This is a genomic window from Belnapia sp. F-4-1, assembly GCF_000802185.1.
Lineage (GTDB): Bacteria > Pseudomonadota > Alphaproteobacteria > Acetobacterales > Acetobacteraceae > Belnapia.
Genome location: NZ_KN676113.1, coordinates 2,392,745 through 2,413,914 on the forward strand (window position 1 = coordinate 2,392,745; position 21,170 = coordinate 2,413,914).

16 protein-coding genes and 4 pseudogenes are annotated in these 21,170 nt (G+C 64.9%); 11 read left to right on the forward strand and 9 right to left on the reverse strand.

Annotation, left to right across the window (positions count from 1 at the left end):
- Positions 1-137: 137 nt before the first annotated feature.
- Positions 138-335, forward strand: a pseudogene (locus LH62_RS11465) (terminase TerL endonuclease subunit); the annotation flags it as partial.
- Between the two features lie 331 nt (positions 336-666).
- The gene (locus LH62_RS11470) at positions 667-2,622 is read left to right on the forward strand and encodes an alpha/beta hydrolase (protein ID WP_201445472.1); all 1,956 of its coding nucleotides are present in this window, start codon (positions 667-669) and stop codon (positions 2,620-2,622) included.
- Between the two features lie 83 nt (positions 2,623-2,705).
- Here LH62_RS11470 and LH62_RS11475 read toward each other — a convergent pair whose 3' ends face one another.
- Positions 2,706-3,662 (reverse strand): alpha/beta fold hydrolase, encoded by a 957-nt coding sequence (locus LH62_RS11475; RefSeq protein WP_201445473.1) that lies wholly within the window; start codon positions 3,660-3,662, stop codon positions 2,706-2,708.
- Between the two features lie 474 nt (positions 3,663-4,136).
- On the opposite strand from LH62_RS11475, the gene LH62_RS31485 reads away from it, so the two are divergent.
- A complete protein-coding gene (locus LH62_RS31485; protein ID WP_201445474.1) occupies positions 4,137-4,784 on the forward strand; it encodes a phasin family protein in 648 nt (215 codons plus the stop codon).
- 193 nt (positions 4,785-4,977) lie between these two features.
- Positions 4,978-5,445 carry a hypothetical protein gene (locus LH62_RS30275; protein ID WP_144404452.1) on the forward strand — a complete coding sequence of 156 codons (468 nt, stop codon included), beginning with the start codon at positions 4,978-4,980 and terminating at the stop codon, positions 5,443-5,445.
- Between the two features lie 67 nt (positions 5,446-5,512).
- Here the strand turns inward: LH62_RS30275 and LH62_RS11485 are convergent.
- Positions 5,513-6,712, reverse strand: a pseudogene (locus tag LH62_RS11485) (IS256 family transposase).
- Positions 6,713-6,954: 242 nt separating this feature from the next.
- Between LH62_RS11485 and LH62_RS30280 the strand changes: the two are divergent.
- Complete coding sequence (locus LH62_RS30280; protein ID WP_144404453.1) at positions 6,955-7,179, forward strand: hypothetical protein; 225 nt, start codon at positions 6,955-6,957, stop codon at positions 7,177-7,179.
- A 61-nt stretch (positions 7,180-7,240) separates the two neighbouring features.
- Positions 7,241-7,825, forward strand: a complete 585-nt coding sequence (locus LH62_RS29290) for a DUF1989 domain-containing protein (protein WP_082012508.1) — start codon at positions 7,241-7,243, stop codon at positions 7,823-7,825.
- 703 nt (positions 7,826-8,528) lie between these two features.
- Here the strand turns inward: LH62_RS29290 and LH62_RS11490 are convergent.
- The 3 genes from LH62_RS11490 to LH62_RS11500 form a co-directional block, all read right to left on the reverse strand.
- The gene (locus tag LH62_RS11490; RefSeq protein WP_043361389.1) at positions 8,529-9,920 is read right to left on the reverse strand and encodes a GntP family permease; all 1,392 of its coding nucleotides are present in this window, start codon (positions 9,918-9,920) and stop codon (positions 8,529-8,531) included.
- Positions 9,921-10,023: 103 nt separating this feature from the next.
- Positions 10,024-10,488, reverse strand: a complete 465-nt coding sequence (locus LH62_RS11495) for a CBS domain-containing protein (protein WP_043361392.1) — start codon at positions 10,486-10,488, stop codon at positions 10,024-10,026.
- Complete coding sequence (locus tag LH62_RS11500; RefSeq protein WP_043361395.1) at positions 10,485-12,437, reverse strand: acyl CoA:acetate/3-ketoacid CoA transferase; 1,953 nt, start codon at positions 12,435-12,437, stop codon at positions 10,485-10,487. The genes LH62_RS11495 and LH62_RS11500 overlap by 4 nt, the downstream gene beginning before the upstream one ends.
- A 128-nt stretch (positions 12,438-12,565) precedes the next feature.
- Here LH62_RS11500 and LH62_RS30285 point away from each other — a divergent pair, with 128 nt between their 5' ends.
- Together LH62_RS30285 and LH62_RS11505 are read left to right on the forward strand one after the other, a co-directional pair.
- Complete coding sequence (locus LH62_RS30285; RefSeq protein WP_144404454.1) at positions 12,566-12,805, forward strand: hypothetical protein; 240 nt, start codon at positions 12,566-12,568, stop codon at positions 12,803-12,805.
- 385 nt (positions 12,806-13,190) lie between these two features.
- Positions 13,191-14,099, forward strand: a complete 909-nt coding sequence (locus tag LH62_RS11505) for an acetamidase/formamidase family protein (RefSeq protein WP_043361397.1) — start codon at positions 13,191-13,193, stop codon at positions 14,097-14,099.
- Between the two features lie 16 nt (positions 14,100-14,115).
- Here LH62_RS11505 and LH62_RS31125 read toward each other — a convergent pair whose 3' ends face one another.
- On the reverse strand, positions 14,116-14,277 hold the full coding sequence (locus LH62_RS31125) for a hypothetical protein (protein ID WP_160299824.1): 162 nt from the start codon (positions 14,275-14,277) through the stop codon (positions 14,116-14,118).
- Positions 14,278-14,450: 173 nt separating this feature from the next.
- Between LH62_RS31125 and LH62_RS11510 the strand changes: the two genes are divergently transcribed.
- The 3 genes from LH62_RS11510 to LH62_RS30290 all read left to right on the forward strand — a co-directional run bounded on the left by LH62_RS11510 (position 14,451) and on the right by LH62_RS30290 (position 18,391).
- Positions 14,451-15,386, forward strand: a complete 936-nt coding sequence (locus LH62_RS11510; protein WP_052214223.1) for a terminase TerL endonuclease subunit — start codon at positions 14,451-14,453, stop codon at positions 15,384-15,386.
- A gap of 226 nt (positions 15,387-15,612) precedes the next feature.
- Positions 15,613-17,955 carry a xanthine dehydrogenase family protein molybdopterin-binding subunit gene (locus tag LH62_RS11515; RefSeq protein WP_043361399.1) on the forward strand — a complete coding sequence of 781 codons (2,343 nt, stop codon included), beginning with the start codon at positions 15,613-15,615 and terminating at the stop codon, positions 17,953-17,955.
- A 151-nt stretch (positions 17,956-18,106) separates the two neighbouring features.
- On the forward strand, positions 18,107-18,391 hold the full coding sequence (locus LH62_RS30290) for a hypothetical protein (protein WP_144404455.1): 285 nt from the start codon (positions 18,107-18,109) through the stop codon (positions 18,389-18,391).
- A gap of 150 nt (positions 18,392-18,541) precedes the next feature.
- On the opposite strand, the pseudogene LH62_RS29300 reads toward LH62_RS30290, so the two are convergent.
- The 3 genes and pseudogenes from LH62_RS29300 to LH62_RS11530 all read right to left on the reverse strand — a co-directional run bounded on the left by LH62_RS29300 (position 18,542) and on the right by LH62_RS11530 (position 20,901).
- Positions 18,542-19,367, reverse strand: a pseudogene (locus LH62_RS29300) (IS5 family transposase).
- A 37-nt stretch (positions 19,368-19,404) separates the two neighbouring features.
- Positions 19,405-19,572 (reverse strand): annotated as a pseudogene (locus LH62_RS31965) (cold-shock protein).
- Between the two features lie 516 nt (positions 19,573-20,088).
- The gene (locus LH62_RS11530; protein WP_043361404.1) at positions 20,089-20,901 is read right to left on the reverse strand and encodes a hypothetical protein; all 813 of its coding nucleotides are present in this window, start codon (positions 20,899-20,901) and stop codon (positions 20,089-20,091) included.
- Positions 20,902-21,170 lie beyond the last annotated feature (269 nt).

The following is a 21,170-nucleotide window of genomic DNA, read 5'->3' on the forward strand; positions in this document are numbered from 1 at the left end:
TTACGACCGTTGGGGCTGGCGCAAAGGCTACGGGCGTAGGAGATCGAGATGGTGGAGTTCCGATCGATCTCCGCCAACTTCTCGCCGGCGATCATCGAGCTTGACGCCGCCACGCGTTCCGGCCGCTCCGGCATGACGGCAACCCGGTGCCCGAGTGGTGCCTCGGCAACGTCGTCGGCAAGCCCGACCGACGTGACAACCTCTACCCGACCAAGGCGCGGCCGGAGCAGAAGATCGACGTAGCCGTGGCGCTCATCATGGCGGTTGGACGCTCGATGACGGAGCCGGAGCAGTTCACCAGCATCTATGAGTGGGCGGAGCTGTGGATGGCGTAAACATGTCCAAGGCGGTTCAAGCTCGCCGTCCCTCCCCGACGTTGTCGGAAGCGGCAGAGATTGCGCGGCATCTTACTGCCCGGCGGAGAATAACCTCAACGCGATGGTTGGGCGCAGTCGGCGGCGCTGGAGCTTTTCCCTCCGCACCCGCGTGACTATAGCGGCACATCTGCTCACGATCTCCAACCCGGCCAGCCCTGAGACGTTTGCATGTCTCTAAGGACGTGACGGTTGAGCCATCAGTCGGATTGGAAGCGCCGAGGATGGCGGGCCACGAAGTCGGCTTGAGCGCTGCAACGGCGCGGACGAGAGCGCCATAGGAGAAAATACCATGGCAGGCCACAACACCGGCGAGAATGGCGCACACGAGCATTTGGGCGAGGGCAGTAAAGGGTCTCCACCCAGCCCCGACACGATGCTCGGCGTTTGGGTTTCTTGGGTGGAGGCGATGTCGAAATCGGCGGGTTGGGACCGGACCGGTCACGCCAAGCCCTGGTGGCAGATGATGACCGACCAGTTCGGTGGCAACGCGATTACCGGCGGAGTGGGGCAGCTCGGCGATATACTGACTAAGGATCCCTTCCTACGGTCCGTCGACCAGATGTGGAACGCCAACCCGCTGCGCGATGTCGTGCCCGTTGATTGGGCGGAGGTCGTCAGGGCGCTCCGGACGCTATGGATGCGCTCCTTGAAACAGCCCGGCGTGGCCGTAGCGGCCATGGAGCTAAATGCCAATCTGGTGCGCTCGGCTGTGGAAGCCTGGAACGAGGCGGGTCAGCGCTGGTGGGGTGGGGAGGCGGCAGGCAGCGGCGCTCTTGCCGCCGGCGGTGACAAAAGGTTCGCTGCCCCGGAGTGGCATACCAACCCGGCATATCGTACGTTGAAGGAGGCCTACTTGCTTGCCTCCAACTGGCTGCTGAAACAAGGCGCCGAGCAGGCGGAGAGCATGGACGAGGCGGAGCGCCGGCGGCTGGACTTCCATCTCCGGCAGTTTGTGGACGCGATGAGCCCGACGCTGCTGCTCGCTTCGAACCCGGCGGCGCTGCGCCGCGCGATGGAGACCGGCGGCGCCAGCCTCGCCAACGGCGCGCGCAACCTGCTGGCTGACCTGAGGGAAGGGCGCCTCAGTATGGTGGACGCCACCGCTTTTGCGCCTGGGCGCAACTTGGCCCTGTCGCCGGGCAAGGTGGTTCATCGCAACCGCCTGCTTGAACTAATCCAGTATGAGCCGACGACCGAGACAGCGCACCGGACACCGCTGCTGGTCATGCCGCCCTGGATCAACAAGTTCTACATCCTGGACATGCAGCCAAGGAACAGCATGGTGCGGCACCTCGTCTCCCAAGGCTTCACCGTGTTCATGGTGTCATGGAAGAATCCCGACGCCTCCATGGAGGAGATCAGCTTCGAGGACTACATGGACCTCGGCCCGCTGGAGGCGAGCGATGTCGTGCGCGAGATCACCGGCGCCAAGTCCATCAACGTGATGGGCTACTGCATCGGTGGCACGCTGCTCGCCCTGACTCTCGCTTGGCTGGCTCGGAAGGGTGACAAGCGCTTCAACGCAGCGACCTTCATGGTCTCGCTACAGGATTTTACACGCGTGGGCGACACCGCAGTCTTCATGGATGAGCCGGCCATAGACTTGGTTGAGCAGCAGATGATGGAGCGTGGCTACCTGGACAGCCGAGAGATGTCCAACATGTTCAATCTGCTGCGTTCCAACGACCTAATCTGGGCGAACGTGGTGAACAACTACCTCATGGGCGAGAAGCCGCCGGCCTTCGACCTGCTTTATTGGAACAGCGACGGCACCCGCATGTGCCGCGCCGCACATGCCTGGTACCTGCGGAATACCTACAAGGAGAACAACCTCGTCGTGCCAGGTAAGATCGAGCTGAAGGGCGAGCCCATCGACCTTGGGCGCATCGAACTGGATGCTTATGCGGTTGGTGCCGAAAAGGACCACATCGTTCCCTGGGACGCGGCTTGGCGCATCACGCAGCTGTTCGGCGGCAAGGTGCGCTACGTGCTCGCTTCCTCTGGCCACATTGCGGGCATCATCAACCCGCCGGGCGCCAAGGGCGCCTACTGGACCAACGAGGCGCAAGCGGCAACGCCAGAGGAGTGGCGGGAGGCGGCCACGAAGCACGACGGCAGTTGGTGGACAGACTGGTCGGCTTGGCTCGCGGCGCGCTCAGGCGAGAGAGACAAACCACCAGCAATGGGCAGCGCCGCACATCCGCCGATCGCCGATGCGCCGGGCACCTACGTGCTAGAGAAGTAGGGCGACGGGGCCACATTCCCCGGCATTTGCCTCGGCGCCAGTCGCCCTGGGGCTCTCCGCCTCCAACCCGGAGGGCGGCGTTGCTACACTGCTTGGGCTGAAGCTTCAGAAACCGCTCGGGATGATACGGCTGACTCGTGGAGCGCCGCCACGGGCAGCTTGGCGGCCGTCCCGGCGATCCACTGGATAGCTTCGACGACTTGCCCTGGGTCGGAATGGTGAACCATGTGCCCCGCTCCCTCAATGATCCGCAGCGTGCTGCCCGGGATGGCGGCGTGCAGGCGCTCCGCATTGCGTTTCCAGACGACCTTGTCACCGCTCCCCGCCAGGATGAGCACAGGCATCCGGAGGTCGGCGTAGTGCCGGCGCAAGCCCAGCGCGCCCGGGATCATCAGCGTGCCGTCGACCGAGGTAGCACGGATCTGGGACGGCCGCAGCGCCATCGCGTCCGAGTATTCACGCTGGAACCGCTTGGTGACCGACGCCGGCGAGAACATGGCGCGCTTCTGCAAGGGCATCAGGAGGCGCCCCAGCCATGGTGAAATAGTGTAGCGCAGGATGTCCCCGACCACCGGAATCGCCCCCGCCGTGACCAGCAACACGTCCGGGCGCAGGGTCCAGAAGTAGTAGCCTGAGAGCAGCACAAGGCCTGCCGCATCGGCTTGGTGCCGCACCGCCAGCGAAAGCGCTACAATGGCACCCCAGGAGTGGCCCACCACAACTGGGCGCTCGATCCCCAGCTGTTTGAGCGCCTTGTGGAGCAGCTCCGCCTGCTGCGTCGCCGTCCAGACACGGCCGCGTGGCCGCTCGCTGTGGCCGAAACCTGGACGGTCGAAGATGATCACCCGGTTGGTTTCAAGCAGGCCCTCGGCGACGCCGCTGGTGTCGTAGTCGTCGCCAGAGACCACGTTGCCGTGGATGAGGACGATCGGTTGCCCGACGCCCCGGTCGGTATAGTGCAGCCGAATGCTGTCCACATTGAGGAACGTACCCTGGGGTGGATGTTCGCACTCCGCCCGGCGCGCGGCGGCGCGGTTCACCAGGGCAAGTGCGCCGAGGGCAGTGACAGCCGCTCCGCAGGCAAGCGCCGTGCGGCTCTCGAGAAGGGTCCTAGCTACTGCTACGAGCTTCAATGCTGTGTTCCTATGATGTTTGGCCGCAACGAGCCCATCAGGGCCCGTCGGTGCGGGACGGCCGGGATAAACCATCGAAACCACTGGCATCGATGACGATGTTGGCGGCACACCGACGATCAGCAGGGCAGTCAAATAGGTGGAACGAATACCGCTCCATTTACGGACTAGACAGTTTGTGAGTTCATTCCAAACCCAAATTACACAGCGACGCGAGAGGAATTCTGAGCGCTTGGCGTAATAAGACGCCGCGCCCTGAAATAGTTTCAACGTTCTTGACTCTAAATTGTCTCTTGCGTCCAGACGTCTACTAGCCCACAACCCGATTGTGCGGTGCAGCATTCTTGAATGTTCCGCGAATATATTGGGTGGAGAACTCACATGGTCGACATCAATAAGCCTCAGGATGCACGCGCAGCCGCCGTCAATGATGCGGCAATTCGCCGCGTCGCCGACGCCGTCCAGCAAGGCGGCCACGCCACGGGTGAGGCTCTGCGTCAGAATGCTGAGGTCGGCGCTGACGTGGCGCGGCACGGCACCGACGCTGGAGCTGAGTCTGCCCGTCGCGGTGCCGAACTTGCTAACGACACAGCGCGCCGGAGCACGCAGGCGATGGCCGACGCCCAGCGCCAGATCGCCCAAGACGCGGCGCAGCGCTTCGAGGAGGTCAGCCGCAAGGTGGCCGAGGCAGCCCGGGGTACGACTGAGAACGTGCGCCAGTTGATGGCGCTGCCCAACGCCGCCGAAGGCGGGCTGCGCGACCTGCAGCAGGGAATGGCGGGCTTGGTCGAGGGCGTCGTTCAGACCAACCTGCGCGCGGCGCAGGAGCTGTTCCGCCTCGCCAACCCGGCACCGATCATGGAGCTGCAGCAGCGCTTCATGCGCGAGTACACGGACACCCTGCTGCGCAACAGCGCCACGCTGGTTCGTGCAACGCGTCGCACCGCCGACGAGACGCTGCGTCCGCTTGAGGAGAAGATCCGCCAGGCTGACCAGGCCCAGCGGCCGGTCCAGACCGCAGCGGAGTAACACAGGCGCGGGATTCGCAAGGATCCGGAGCCTAAAAGGGAGCGGCTGGGGCGCCACGGATGCCCCAGCCGTTGTCATGTTGCCCTCGACCACCCGGTGCGCCGGCGTTGCACGCTCAGCCCGGGAGGGCCCAGCCTGTCCTCATGTTTTGACGACAACGTCTGGCGCCACGGTTAGACACGGAGAGTGGAACATGGATAAGACCAAGCATGACCTCGCCGGCCTGGTGGAGGAAGCCGCAGCCAATATGCGCCAGCTGATGACCTCCGCGCCTAGTTCCGGCACAGCCGGTGCGCAGGTGCGGGAGGCGCAGCAGGCTGCGTCGCGGCTTTTCAATGGCGTGATGGCGACCAACAAGCTCTTTGCCGAAGCGCTATTGGATCGCGCAGAGCCGGGCCCGGCAGTAGAGCTGCAGCGGCGCTTTGTTGGTGAGTACTTCGACGCACTGGCACACGGTGGCACTCTGGTGCTCCGCGCTGCGGGAGAAGCGACGCAGCACTCCTCGGACCAGGCAGCGCCCGAACGTGGCCATCGCGAGAATGGTGCCGAGGCGACGCCCGCTGAAGAGCCCGCGTCGGCTCCGACAAAACGAGCACGGCGCCCTCGCTCGCAAGCGCCCCACAAAAGTGGGGCCCCGGTTCGAGGGAAGGCAGCGAAGTAGGCATTCGGCGGTCGTGTCCCAACGCATGGTGTAGGAGCGATGGCTCCTGGCGGGTTGGGCCGCCTGGTCAGGCTGGCACGGCTGAGAGCCTGACCTGGCCAGTATCGCTGAGGGCGGCGACGGTCTCCAGGGTCATGTAGCGCGAGCGCTGGGTGGCCCACTCGTCGGACTGTTCGAGGAGGAGGGCACCGACAAGCCTGACGACGGCCGCCTCGTTCGGGAATATGCCGACGACATCCGTCCTGCGCTTGATCTCGCCGTTGAGGCGCTCGATGGAGTTTGTCGAGTGCAGCTTGGCGCGGTGCGCGGTGGGAAAGCTCATGTAGGCGAGCACGTCCTCCTCGGCGCTGTCCATCAGCGCGGCGAGCTTGGGGACCTTGGGGCGGAGTTGGTCGGCGACGGTGCGCCACTGCCGCCTGGCGCCTTCGGCATCGGCCTCGGCATAAGCCGTTCCAATCCAGGCCGAGACGATGCGGCGCTGAGCCTTATCAGCATGGGCCAGGGCATTGCGGGCGAAGTGGACGCGGCATCGCTGCCACGTCGCCCGCAGCACCTTCGTTACCGCTGCCTTCAGACCCTCGTGGGCGTCGGAGACGACCAGCTTCACACCACGCAGGCCGCGGCGGGCCAGGGTGCGGAGGAAGTCGAGCCAGAAAGGCTCTGCCTCCGAGCTGCCGACCGCCATGCCGAGGAACCTCGCGGCGGCCATCAGCATTGACGCCGACCGCAATGGTGACCGCGACCGGCACGATCCGCCCGGCCTCGCGGACCTTCACGTAGGTGGTGTCCAGCCAGAGGTAGGGCCAGTCGCCCTCGATGGGGCGGGCGAGGAAGCCGCGGACCCGCTCGTCAATCTCAGTGCAGAGCCGCGAAACCTGACCCTTGGAGACGCCCTCCATCCCCATGGCTCGCACCAGGTCGTCCACGGAGCGTGTGAGATGCCCTGGACATAGGCTTCCTGGATCACCGCCGTGAGCGCCTTCTCGGCGGTCCGCCGGGGCTCGAGGAAGGCCGGAAAGTAGGAGCCGCGCCGGAGACGGGGGATCCGCAGTTCCACCGTCCCCGCCCGGGTCTGCCAGTCACGGTCCCGGTAGCCGTTGCGCTGCACCAGCCGGTCGGGGCTGCGCTCGCCATGGGCGGCGCCGGTCAACTCGTCCACCTCCAGTTCCATCAGTCGCTCGGCGGCGAAGCCGATCATCTCGAGCAGGAAGGACGCGTCGGCGGACTTCTCCAAGAGGACCTGAAGGGCCATCGTCTCGTCGGTCATCGTTGCTGGTCCAGGAGTTGTCGGTCTCAGCAACCCAACCCTAGCCAGGACCATCACGATGGCCGCCACCCTTACAGCGGCGCCCTCCTACACCACGCCCAGGGGCACGACCGTTAGGTAGGGCGCAACCAAAGCCCATTCATCATCGGAGACATCAGACGGGTATGGCCTGCGGGCAGTTATGCCCCGCAGCCTGATCGTTACCCAGCCAATGGTCCATAACGGACCCTAGCGAGCCGAAGATGTCGAACAATAAGCAGAAGAGAATCGGGGAGCCCGGCTGGACCAAGGAAGAAAAGGGCCAAGGAGCTCCGACCTCCAACAAGGCGGGCACGGCAGGCGAAGCGGGCGATGCGGTGCCCAAGGCAGGCTACGGCGGCGACGAACGCGCAGCGACGGAAGCCGCAGCGGCGCAAGTGGAGGAAGACTCGAACGGTAAGGCTGGGCCGGACGATCGTAAGGGGTGACTAAAACCGCTTGGAGTTTGAAATCGGTCGCCAACGTTATGGACCGGAGGGAGCGTAACCGATGCTAAGCGAGATAGTCGCTGCCGGCGCACCATGGTCCGGCATCGTGTCCCGTGGTCGCACTCTACGTATCACCGATTTGCATGGACATCAGGCTGTCGACTTCCTCTGCTACAATGCAGCGGAACCAGAGGAGCGGTACCACGCCTCCAACACGATGAAAGCAGCGGGCACGATTTTCCTGACGACCGGGCACGTTCTCTACTCCGACATCGCACGCCCGATCTTCACCATCGTTGAGGATCAGTTCGGCGGCCACGACACGATTGGCGGCTGTTGCAGTGGGCCGTCCAACCGCATGTTTTATAGGGTGGAAGACTGTCCAGGCTGCCGCGAGAACTTTCTACACGCCCTGGCTCGGTACGGCCTGGGACGACGGGACGTTGTGCCTAACGTGAATTTCTTCATGCGTGTGCCAGTAGACACTACCGGCAGCGCCGCGATTGCGCATGGCGTCTCGCCGGCAGGTTGCGAGGTAGCACTGCGGGCAGAGGTGGATGCGCTCGCCGTGATCTCCAACTGTCCGCAGGTGAACAATCCCTGCAACGGCTACAACCCAACGCCGATCCGGGTGCAGGTCACTTGAACCTAGCATGGCCTTTCTGGTCACCAATTTCTGGCTCGATGTGGCGTTCAAGGGAGTAAAGGGACGGAACCGACCGGAGCTGTTCAACAGCGAGAGTGGCCCGCTCGACTTCATCAAGTTGCACTTTCCCTGCTGCCGGCGGCCAAGCCAGAGTAAGTTAAGCAACCGGCTGGAGATCCAATCGCCGAGTGCAACCTTGGCTGGATGTGGCGGAAGTTAGATGCTGAAGGGCTGCACCAGCAAGCATGTGGAAGCGACGCGCTGATGCCCACCAGGCTAAGCTGGTCGCATCAAGTACGAGGCTCATCCGGCCCAGAAGTCCTCCAACGCATCGTCTCCGATCGACCCCGTTGATGACGAGAAGTGCCCAGATGCGGCTGGGTCGATGGTCCGAGACGCTGAGTGGCTCAGTCGGATTTGTCCGGCCTGAGGACACCAGCGGCAGGCTGCGTCTCTGCGGCCCAGACGTGGTCGCCCGCAAGGGTGAGTGCTTCCATCTGGGCGGAGCGACGTGTCGGACCAGATCGGCGCCAACGCCGCGGCCGCGCAGCGCGTAGAGCGTGGCCTGCAGGCACCGCGGGTCCCACAGCGAGGATCCAAAGTGTGGCGAGGGAAACGTCTGGGGCACCCTGGAATGCCCCAGACGTTCACGTGTCCGAAAGCCGGCAGCGTGGGCTTCGCGGAGGGCGCCACGCCCCGCGGCTCAGGTGATGCCGGTGAGGTAGTAGACGGCGATGACGACGAAGACCGCCGCGGTCTTTGTCAGGGTGATGGCGAAGATGTCGCCGTAAGACTGCCGGTGGGTAAGCCCGGTGACGGCGAGCAGCGTGATCACCGCGCCATTGTGCGGCAGCGTGTCCATGCCCCCGCTCGCCATGGAGGCCACGCGGTGCAGCACCTCCAGTGGAATGCCGGCGGTCTCCGCCCCAGCGATAAACTGGTCCGCCATCGCAGCGAGCGCGATGCTCATGCCCCCCGAGGCGGAGCCGGTAATGCCCGCGAGGACCGTGACGCTGACCGCCTCGTTGACAAGCGGATTCGGGACTGCTCGCAGCGCCTCGCGGATCACCAGAAAGCCCGGCAGCGCCGCGATCACCGCGCCGAAGCCGTACTCCGCGGCGGTGTTCATGGAGGCGAGCAGCGCGCCGCCTACAGCCGCCTTGGAGCCCTCGGCGAAGCGCCGCGCCACCCGCCCGTAGGCGAAGGCGAGCACGGTGAGGATGCCGATGAGCAGCGCGCCCAGCACCGCCCAGATCGCGGCGACCGAGGGCACCTGCGTCACCAATGGCTGCGCCATGCCAGCCAGCGCGACCTCGTGCCGCGCGCCATACTGGGCGGCGATCAGGGAGGTGAAAAGCTTGTTCAGCACGCCCACCGCGACCAGGGGTAGGATGGCGATGGCAGGGTGCGGCAGCGCCTCCTCGTCAGCCGGCTCAGGCTCGTTCGTGTGACCCTCGCCGTAGCCCTCGCCCGCCGCGGCGGCGCTCCGGCGGCGCCATTCCAAGTAGGTGAGGCCGACGGCCAGGATAAACGCCGACCCGATCGTGCCGAGAACGGGCGCGGCCCAGGTGTCGGTGCGGAAAAAGGTGGTGGGAATGATGTTCTGAATTTGCGGGGTGCCCGGCAGCGAGTCCATGGTGAAGGTGAAGGCGCCGAGGGCAATGGTGCCGGGGATCAGCCGCTTCGGGATGCCGCTCTGCCTGAACATTTCCGCCGCGAAGGGGTAGGCGGCGAATACTACAACGAACAGCGACACACCACCGTAGGTAAGCACCGCGCAGACCAGCACGATGGCCAGCATGGCGCGCTGCCGTCCGACCAGCCCGATCACCGCCCGGACGATGGACTTGGAGAAGCCCGACAGCTCGATCACCTTGCCGAACACGGCACCGAGCAGGAATACGGGGAAGTAGAGCTTCACGAAGCCGACCAGCTTGTCCATGAAGACGCCGGTGAAAACAGGCGGCACGGCCGAAGGGTCGGTGAGCAGCACGGCGCCCATCGCCGCCACCGGCGCGAACAGGATCACGCTGAAGCCGCGGTAGGCGATGAACATCAGGAAGGCCAGCGCGGCCACCGCGATCAGGAAGTCCATACCGCCACTCCAGTGCTGGTCGGGTTAGACCACCGGAGAAGATCTCCGGCAGCGATGTCGCTTCTGAGCGGCGAGGCCGCCGGAGGCTGAGCCTCCCGCAAGATCAATAGGCGCCGGTGTTGGTCGTCATAACCAGTCGGTCGGCCTCGAGACCCCGGATGTGCTTCTCGGCCTCTGCGGCCGCGTCCACCAGGATGTCGCGGGCCGACACCATGCCCGCGACCCTCCCGTCCTCCACCACAACCAGATGGCGGACGCGATCCGCCCTCATGAGGACCATGCACTGGTCGAGCGTGTGCTCCGACGTGACGTAGATCACCTGCGGGGTCATGACGTCCCGCACCATGGTGCCCTTCGCCGTCCGGCCGCGCAGCTCCACTTTCCGCGCGAGGTCGCGCTCGGAGAAGATCCCGATCGGCTTGCCGTCGTCCAGCACGATCAGCACGCCCACGTCGTGCTTGGCTAAACGTTCGAGCGCTGCGTGCACGGTGGCGTCGGCGGGGATGGAGAGCACGGTGCCGCGGCGTGGGCCGAGGAGCTCCGCCACCGTTTTCGAGGTTCGTTTCATGGTCGGCATCCCCCGTCGCGCTCGAGGTCGCGCAGATGACCTTCCGCCTCCTCGCGCGCCTCGTAGATGTGCGGCGCCACGTCGCGCCGGCGCAGCGCGTCGCCGAGCTTCAGGTGCAGGAAGGCGCTCGTGGTGTAGCGAGTGACGCCGGAATAGAACTGCCGCATCAAGCCACCCACCATGTCGGTGTAGGCATCCAGCAGCTCGGGCGCGATGGTGAAGTGGTCGTAGTTCACGATAGCCGGCACCTTGCGGCCCAGTGGCGCCAAACGCTCCTCCACTGCCCGTCGGACGCAGTCTATGTCCTCCTGTCGTCGAATGCCGAAGCCCTCGAAGTTGATGAAGAACACCGCCTCGGCCGGGTCGTAGGTCAGGCGCGCCTCCAGCGGCAGGCTCAGCCATTCCTCGCGGTAGCCCATCGGGCCTTCGGCGAAGATGCGAGAGTCCATCGGGGCCGGATCTTTCGGGACCAGCGGCCGGAAGGCCATCTCGGCCAGGATGTCGCGTTCGACGTCCAGGCCAGGGGCGACTTCGACGAGCTCCAGCCCCTCCGGGCCCAAACGGAAGACGCAACGGTCTGTGACGTAGAGGACGGGCTGACCACGCCGCGACGCCAAGTGGCCGCTGAAGGTGCGGTGCTCGACCTGCTCCACAAACTTCGGGTCACCGCGCGCCGCAAATGTGCCGAGGAAGACCACCCTCTTGGCATTTTGGCTGATGTTGATGAAGCCGCCCGCACCCGCCAGCCGAGACCCGAACTTACTGACGTTGACGTTCCCCTCGCTGTCGACTTGCGCCATGCCGAGGAAGGCCGCGTCGAGACCGCCGCCGTCGTAGAAGTCGAACTGTGCGGGCTGGTCCACCAGGGCCTGGATGTTGCTCGCGGCGCCGAAGTCGAGCCCGCCGGCCGGCAGCCCGCCGATCGTGCCGGGCTCGGTGGTCAGCGTCAGGTACTCCAGCATCCGCTCTTCGTTGGCGACGCTGGCCACGCCCTCGGGCATTCCGATGCCGAGGTTGACGACGCTGTTGGGCCGCAGCTCGAAGGCGGCGCGGCGGGCGATGATCTTGCGCGCCCCCATCCCCATCGGCGGCAGGGAGCGCATGGGCACCCGCGTTTCGCCGCTAAAGGCCGGGTTGTAGGGCGTGGCGAAGGTCTGCCAGTGGTTTTCCTGCGAGGCCACCACGACGCAGTCCACTAGGGCGCCGGGGATCCGCACTAGGCGGGAGTCGAGGCTGCCTGCTTCGGCTAGGCGCTCCACCTGCACGATCACCACGCCGCCAGAGTTGCGCGCCGCCGTGGCGATGGCCAGCGCCTCGAGGACAAGCGCCTCACGCTCCATGGTGACGTTGCCGTCCGGGTCCGCGGTGGTACCGCGCAGAATGGCCACGTCAATCGGCAGGGCGCGGTAGAAGAGGTATTCCTCGCCGCGCAGCGTGATGGGCTCGATCAGGTCCTCGGTGGTGCGGGCGTTGATCTTGCCGCCGCCGTGACGCGGGTCCACGAAGGTGTCGAGGCCCACGCGCGTGACGGTGCCGGGTTTGCCGGCAGCGATGTCGCGGAAGAGGTGAGAGATTACCCCCTGGGGCAGGTTATAGGCCTCGATCTTGTTCTCGAGCGCGAGGCGCTGGAGCTTCGGGCAAAGCCCCCAGTGCCCGCCGATCACCCGCTGCACCAGCCCCTCATGGCCGAGATGATTGAGTCCGCGGTCCTTTCCGTCGCCCTGGCCGGCGGCGTAGACCAACGTCAGGTCGCGTGGCCGGCCTCCTTCGAGAAAGCGCCGTTCTAGTTGTTCCGCAATGGCTTCGGCGAAGCCGATGCCGACGAAGCCGCCGGTGGCTATGGTCGCGCCGTCGCGGACGAGCCGGACCGCTTCCTCGGCTGTGACGATCTTGTCCCGCCGGGTGATCTGGCCTCCGCCGAGCAAGGGATGCCCGCTCTGCCCCGCCATTGCTCTTTCCTCCCCGGAAGTGCTGTTGGAGCGCCCTCTGCCGGCCGCAACGGCGGAACTCTGCCCCGGTTCCGGAGCGCAGAGCGCGTTGTCCACGCCCGGGAAAACGGCCGGCGGGCCGGCGCGAGTTGGACGATGCACTCTATCGGTCGACGGGAGATCACCGCATCGCTGCGTTCCGCGGCAGCGACCCGAACGAACAGCGGTTCATTCCGCTGGGGGCGAGGCACGCAAAACTTGCCTGCCTCAGTGCCCCCAAGCTTTATTACTTCGACGATGTCTGGTGCGAGCAGCGTCAGTTGCAGGATCTACCCGAGATAGCCGCGCGTAATCCGCTCGGCTGCTGCCACCTCGCCGATGAGGCATAGCGTTCTTCGTCTAGCCGCCACTGGTATCGGAACGCCCGGGTCAACGCCCTCACCAGTGTCGGATGAGCACGCGTGGCCATAGCCGGCACACCCTCCTGCACTGGCGTCAACACCGTCTTCCGCCCCGACCGTCGCCGAAGGGCAAGCGGCACTTGGACCGTGACGCTGGTCGCCGCGCTCATGCTGCCTCACGCCCCGCACCAGACACGCTGGGGAGAGGTCTCGGACGAAGCTGGCCAGCTCCTCCACACAGAAGCGGATGTCAGCGCCAGAGCCCTGACACGCGTCGCGCCTTGACCGCGGCGCGAGCCCATTCCTAGCGTGCCTGGATCAGCCTTGGCGCGGACCGGTCGGCCCATGCCAGCGAAATGTCCCGGAGAGCCCCATGGCCATGCACCGCTTCCATCCCACACAATACTTCAACGCAATCGGCGTAGCCGAACCCTGCCTACGTGTCGCGGATGGCGACACGGTGGTCACCGACACGATTGATGCGTCCGGATTTGATGCGCGGGAGGTGGCCGTCGCCAGCCGGCCGAACCCGATGACCGGTCCATTCTTCGTGGAGGGGGCCGAGCCCGGGGACACGCTCGCCGTACGGATCGATCGGCTGACCCCGAGCCGTGCGACCGGATGGACCTACTCGCCGCTCGCTCTGACCGTGCTGGATCCGGCGGCGATCCCTGACCGGCCATCGCAGCAGCGCGCCGTCTGGACCATCGACCGCGTGGCCGGGACGGTGCGGTTGCAGGACACAGTGTCGGGGCTAGAGGATTTCGCGCCGCCGATCCAGCCTATGATCGGCTGCTTCGGGGTCGCGCCGGCGGGTGGGCAGGCGCTGTCCACCGCGACCAGCGCGCAGAATGGCGGCAACATGGACTACCGCCTGTTCGCACCCGGCACGACAGCCTGGTTTCCCGTGTCGGTGCCGGGCGCGCTCTTCTATCTCGGCGATGGCCATGCCTGCCAAGGTGACGGGGAGATCACGGGCACTGGGATCGAGACATCCTTCGAGATGGAGGTGACCTTCAGCGTCCTGAAGCGGACGATCACCTGGCCGCGCGGTGAGACGGCCGACGACATTTTCACTGTCGGCAATGCCAGGCCGCTTGACCAAGCGCTGCAGCACGCCACGACAGAGATGTCGCGCTGGCTCGGCGAGGACTTCGGCTTGGGCGCCCGCGCCGCCAGCCACCTGATGGGACAGGTCGTCCGCTACGATGTCGGCAATGTCTTCAACCCCGCATTCACGGTCGCCTGCCGCATTGCCAAGCGCTGGCTCTCGAAGCGGTAGGACTGGACGCTGAATCTCAATCTTGGGCTTGGCAGGCGACCTCGAGTTTGGCGCGCTGGACCGGTTTACCAGACATCAGGTCTTCTTGCTGATGTGCTCGAACCAGAGGCACCGGCTGCAGCAGCGCGAGAAGCGCGACGCGATCTGCCACCGGACCATTTAGGATCAGCTCGGCCACGTCGGGCGCCAGCAGAGGCAGTCGCAGCAGGCTGCCCAGGTAGCCCCCGCTCGAGTTTCTCCGCCCAGTGCACTGTTCGGTAGGCTTCTCACCGGCAGCCCGGCCTAGGTTGGCGGCTGGCGCCCAGGAGCCGGCCGAGGACCAATCCCCCTAGAGCCAGCTGAAGGCGATCCATGGCGGCAAGAGCGCAGGCTGACCAGGCCGTAGCTGCCCCGCAGGGTGTCGCTGAGGCCGTCGCCTATGCCGAGGCGGTGGTGGGGGTTGGCGCCATCCCGGTGGGGCGGCTGGCTGGCCTCGCCTGTGCGCGCTTCCTGCGTGACAGGATAGCCGCCGAGGCAGGGCGGGGGCCCTGGGCCTTTCGCCCCGATTTAGTCGAGGCGGCGTTGCTGTTCGCTGGCCAGATGCCGAACATCAAGGGGCCGGAGGCCGGCCAGCCGCTGCGGTGCCGCAGCCCCGACCTCCGACTGGAGGACTTCGAGGGACAGGAGTGCCATCTCGGCCTGGATCTCGCCAGCCGCACCGACCTGGCGGCCTTGGCGCTGGTCTTCCCGCAGACCTGCCGCGAGACGGGCAAGACGACCTATGCCGCCTTTGCCCGCTGCTACCTGAACGAGGAGGCAGTGCTGGAGGCACGGAATGCGGCATACCCGGGCTGGGCCGCAGCCGAGCACCTCGTACTGACGCCTGGTAACGAGACCGACTTCCAGGCCATCGAGGACGACATCCTGGAGTTCAGCCGCCGCTTTCGCATCGTGAGCGTCGGCTACGACCCTTGGCAATCGACGCAGCTGGCGCAGCGGCTTCGGGCGCAGGACGTCGAGATGGTGGAGTTCCGCTCGACCACCGCGAACTTTTCGCCGGCGATCATCGAGCTTGACGCTGCGATGCGCTCTGGCCGGCTCCAGCATGCCAGCAACCCGGTGCTCGAGTGGTGCATCGGCAATGTGCTTGGCAAGCCTGATCGCCGGGGTAACCTCCGCCCAACCAAAGCCCGGCCGGAGCAGCAGATCGACGCTGCCGTGGCGCTCATTATGTCGGTTGGACGCTCGATGACGGAGCCGAAGCAGTTCACCAGCATCTTCGAGCGGGCGGAGTTGTGGCAGGTGTGACGCGATGTTTGAAGACTTTGGTCCAAGTGCCGCGGTCAAGTCGGTTCGATTCCGAATAAAATATGGCCCTCGTTGGTCGATGGCTGTGTAAGGCCAAAGGCCGGTTGTGTGCACTTAAGGAGGCATGCTGCGCGGCCAGGGGCTTTGCAGAGGCGGCACCTCCGACCAACTATGTAGGGAGGCTGGGGGATGCCCTGGCGATTTCCTGCTTTGTGAGGACGCCTGAATGAACGCCCCCCTCCATTCATCGCTGCTTAAATTTGGCATCGGCCAGCCCGTCTCCCGCAAGGAGGACCCGGTATTGCTGCGGGGAGAGGGACGCTACACGGATGATCTGTCCCTGCCTGGGCAAGCCTATGGAGTGATGGTTCGGAGTCCTTATGGGCATGGGATATTGAACGGGATCGACACGACCGAGGCTGCCACCATGCCCGGCGTGTTGGCTATTTATACAGGCCGCGATCTGGAGGCAGCCGGGCTCGGTCCTATGCCGGTGTCGGTGGGACAGAAGAACCGCGACGGCAGCCCCGCCCGTCTGCCGAAGCAGCCGGTGATGACGACCGACAAGGTACGCTTCGTTGGCGACCCGGTAGCCATCGTTGTGGCAGAGACTGCGAAGCAGGCACGCGACGCAGCGGAGGCTGTGGTGTTGGACATCGAGCCGCTGCCTGCTGTGACCGAGGCGCAAGCCGCCGTCGCCCCTGATGCGCCGTTGCTCTACGAGGATGTCCCAGGCAACCAAGTTGTGGACTTCCACTACGGCGATGCCGATGCCGTGGCTGGCGCTTTCGAGCGGGCTGCACATGTCACCCGACTGCACATCCGGAACAGCCGCGTAGTCGTCTCGCCGATGGAGCCGCGCTCGGCGCTGGCGACCTATGAAAGTGGGAGATATGTCCTGCGACTGGGCAGCCAGGGTGTCTTCGGCATGCGTGGCAATCTGTCCAAGGTGATGGGGGTAGAGCCTGCGGCAATGCACGTGTTGACGGGAAATGTCGGTGGCTCATTTGGGATGAAAGCCAGCGTCTATCCCGAATATCCTGCGCTTCTGCATGCGGCAAAGCAGCTGGGCCGGCCAGTGAAGTGGACGGATGGGCGCACTGAAAGCTTTCTGTCCGACAGCCATGGACGCGACCATGACATGGTGGCGGAGCTGGCGCTGGATGCCCAAGGGCACTTCCTCGCTGTCCGGATGACGGGTTTTGGAAACCTCGGTGCGTATTTGAGTAATGCGACCACGCTGCCTTCTACAGGCAACACCGTGAAGAACGTGGTCGGGGTCTACCGCACGCCGCTCGTGGAGGTGTCGACGCGCTGCGTCTTTACCAATACCACGCCGGTCGGCGCCTATCGTGGCGCGGGACGACCCGAAGGTAACTACTACATGGAGCGATTGGTCGAGACTGCTGCGCGGGAGATGGGCATCGACAGGGTAGAGCTACGCCGCCGCAACCAGATCCGCCCAGACCAGATTCCATACAAAGCGCCATCGGGGATGCTTTATGACAGTGGCGACTTTCCTGCCGTTCTGGACAAAGCGCTAGCCGCTGCCGATTGGGATAATTTCGCCGCCCGGCGGACCGAAAGCCGCACGCGTGGCAAGTTACGCGGCATCGGGATCGGGCAGTATCTCGAGGTAACGGCGCCGCCCTCTAAGGAGATGGGGGGCATTCGGTTCGACGAGGATGGTGGCGTGACCATCCTAACGGGCACGCTAGACTATGGTCAGGGGCATGCCTCGCCCTTTGCGCAGGTGCTGGTGGACCGGCTCGGCATTCCCTTTGAGTGCATCCGTTTGAGCCAGGGTGACAGTGACTTGCTAATCGCAGGCGGCGGCACGGGTGGTTCCCGCTCCATCATGGCGACTGGCACTGCGCTCTCGTCGGCCAGCGCACTGGTAATCGAGAAAGGAAGGGCGGCTGCGGCTCATGTATTGGAAGCCTCAGCCGCCGATATCGAGTTCTCCTCGGGAAGGTTCAACATTGTGGGCACGGACCGGGGGATCGGCATCCTGGAACTCGCGGCGCAACTGCGTGGGATGACACAACTGCCAGACAGATTGCCGCGCACGCTCGATGTGTCGCACACTGACCAATACGAGGATTCTGCTTTTCCCAACGGCTGCCACGTCGCTGAGGTTGAGGTCGATCCCGATACGGGGGAGGCGACAGTAGTGAGTTATGTCACCGCCAATGATTTCGGAGTGCTAGTGAACCCGATGCTGGTGACCGGTCAGGCGCATGGCGGCATTATGCAGGGTATAGGCCAGGCTCTGACGGAGCTGACGGCCTATAACGAGGAGGGGCAGCCGCTCAGCGGATCCTACATGGATTACTGCTTGCCGCGCGCGGAGCATGCGCCGTCGTTCGGCTTTACCAGTCACCCGGTTCCCGCTCGTACCAATGCCTTGGGCGCCAAAGGATGCGGTGAGGCGGGGTGTGCTGGCGCGCTACCCTCTGTCATGAATGCCGTTGTGGATGCTGTCGCAGAGTGCGGCATCCTTCACGTGGATATGCCAGCGACACCACTGAAGCTGTGGAGCCTTCTCAACACGGAAACTGAAGCGTGACCAGAGTGGGCTACTCTGAAGTGCTGCATCATCCCGTTGCAGGACCTTGACCCAACGTCAGCTTTCTGCAAATCGGCCGCCGCTTTTGGCTCCTGAGCGTCCGCTGCCAGCTTGGCAGCGGACGCAACGGCTACGGCCGCAGGAGATCGAGATGGTGGAGTTCCGCTCGACAACGGCCAACTTCTCGCCGGCGTCATCGAGCTTGATGCTGCCATGCGCTCGGGCCGCCTGGAGCATGACGGCAGCCCGCTGCTGGGGTGGTGCATCGACAACCTTGTCGGTAAGCCGGATCGCAGGGGCAACCTCTATCCGACAAGGCGCGGCCGAAGCAGAAGATCGATGCTGCTGTGGCGTTCATCATGGCGGTCGGGCGGTGGAGATCGAGCCGGAGCAGTCCACCAGCATCTATGAGTTGGCGGAGTTGTGGCCGGTGTGAGGCGGTGCGTATGGCAGCGGAAACACGATTGATATGGCGAAACGCTGCCATGTATCTTGATGCGACGCCGAAGTTATGCGGGCGTACTGCTTGCAGCTAGACTTGAGCTGGCGTGTCTACGTTGCCCTTAGTGTCTGTCCTTGAACATTCTCATGTTTGGCAGAGCATTCGCATCATTATGCGAATGGATGCTAGGCGGAGGAAGGCGAGTGCGGTGCAACTGAGGTTCTCCCAGTCCTTGGCGAGACGGCGGCATCGGTTGAGCCATGCGATGGTGCGTTCGGCGACCCATCGCCGGGGCAGCACCTCGAAGCCCTGCGCCGTATCGGAGCACCTGACGATCTGAAGCTGCACCTGGCGCAGCACGCGCTTCAGTGCGGCCTGGAACTTCGGCCCCTGATAGCCGGCATCGGCGTAGAGCTTGCGCAGGAACGGGAACATCCCGAAGGGCGTTGCCATGCCATGACCAGCACGCCGCCATCGCGGTCCTGAAGGCCAGCGCTATGCGCCACCGCGTGCGGCATCAGGCCAAGCGTGTCGACCAGGATGTGGCGCTTCTTGCCGCCATCATAGCCGTGCGGATCGATCGAAGGCCCCCCTTTTCCGCGGCCTTTACACTCTGGCTGTCGATGATCGCCGCCGTCGGACTGGCCTCGCGCCCGGCCTGCTCGCGGCACTGCACATGGAGCGCGTGGTGGATCCGCCCGAGCGTGCCGTCCCAGCCCCAGCGCATGAGGTAGCCATACAGCGTGCTGCGCGGCGGCAGGTCCTTCGGGATCGCCCGCCACTGGCAGCCCGTGCCAAGCACGTAGAGCAGACCGTTGACCACCTCTCGCAGGCCCACCGTCCGCGCGTTGCCACCGCGCTCCGCCGGCGGGATCAGACCGGCGATCAGTGCCCACTCCGCATCCGTCATGTCACTGGGGTAGCGTAACCCGCGCCGATCGTACCGAGACCGGTTCTCCGCCGTCCACATCTGCAACGCCTCCGCCAACTGCCCCAACCCAAGCGAATCACAGGTGGCTCAACGGATTCAAGATGTTCGCGGACAGACACTTACCCTGCTGACCACGTTGCAGATCAAACCCGAACTTGTCACCTTCACATGGCTCCTAAATGCTTGGGCGCTGGATATCGGAGATGTGGAGGAAGACGTCCTGCGAGCCAACATCGGGCTGAATAAAGCCCTAGCCCTTGGCTGCGTTGAACCACTTCACGGTGCCGGTAGCCATGGCAGTGTTCCGTTCACGAGAAGAGGTGCCGCCTCGCGAGGTTGCAGGACGGATCGAACTTCGCGGGAGACGGATACCAGGCTCGGCGCTTGATCATGAGCATGGAGAGCATGCCGAACCAAACGAGGTTGGCATATATGCCATGGGCTGCGGGGTACTGTTTCAACCAAAAACCAGATATTCCAACCGTGCGGCGTCCGGGCCGGCACCTTGGGAAGCTACTTACCTTGGCAAACCTTCGACCGCCGCGTGGAACTCAGGATAGGTCTGTTCCGCGATGGCCGCGTCGGCCCTGCCGGGCGACAGCCGGCGATGTAGATGCGCCGCCGATTGACTGCACGCTCGCACATGGCACCCGACCACAATGCGCGTGAATGCTGCAGAGGCGTGTTCGGTCGGAATGCATGTTGCTCGCGCGGTCCTTCCTCATGAACAGCGGCGCCAAGCCTACGCTGCTGCCAAGCCTCAGCCTTCTTGGCGAAGGCCGTGCGGGTAGAAGCTCTTCCGCTGCACCCAGCGGAAGCCCTCGTGCTTGGTGATGGCGGCGATCTCGACCGTGCCGCCGACGCTTTTCGGCAGAAAGACGGCGAAGCGGACGAAGCCGATCGTGGTCTCGACCAAGAAGCGCGCCAAGTCGATCGCGTCCTGGATCGGCATGGCGGGGACGGAGAGCGTCGCATAAAGCTCCCGGACCAGTTCCTCCTGCAGCCTGCCGGCCTTCTCTGCCGGCATGCCGTGCTTCACCAGCGCATCCCCAACATCGAAGCCGAGGCCAAGGATGAGTCGGTTGAGCACCTCGTACTGGCCATCCCACATCACGCCGAAGCTGGTCTCGTCCATGATCTGCCGTGGCGGTGGGCAAGCCTGTCCGGTCATACTGACCTCCCAAACCTCAGCAAGCGGCCGGCCGGCAGAGTAGCCGCAGAGCCGGAGTTGAAGGTTGGTTGGCTCCGGGCAGGATGCAGCCTTCTCTTCGAAGAGAAAGGCGCGCAGCCGCCCAGCTAGCTGCTCCATCGTGTAGCGCTCGGGGTCGAGGCGCCAGTCAGGATGCCCCGGGTCGCGCCCGGCGAAGCGCCGCCGCAAATCCTTGAGCAAGGTCTCGACAGACTCGTTGCCGATTCCGCCTGCCCCAGTGGACATTGCCCCGATCGGAAGGCCCTCGCAAAGGTTTGTAATCTTGTTGGCGTGGGCGTAAATCTGCCCGCTGCTCATGGTGCCGGCGCTGTCGGCCGCCATGACGACGCCGTCGTTGATCTTCACGGAAACGATTATGGTCACGGTGCTGCTCCCCGTAGCGGCGCCGGTCTCGCATGAACGGCTCCACCATCCTTGCGCGGGTAGTCGGTCTCACCTATCCGCTGAGGAAGGGATGTGCGGTGCGGATGGCCGCTCGGGCGGGGGCCGCTGGCCGGCGCCGCGCCGGCGGCCACGGTCCCGCACATGGTGATCGAGCTCCGTGGTCGCCTTGTCGGCGGCAGTCACGGCTGCGGCGGCGAGGATGCGCCAGCGCCGCCGATAGCGGATTATGCCCAGTAGCTTCGCAATCC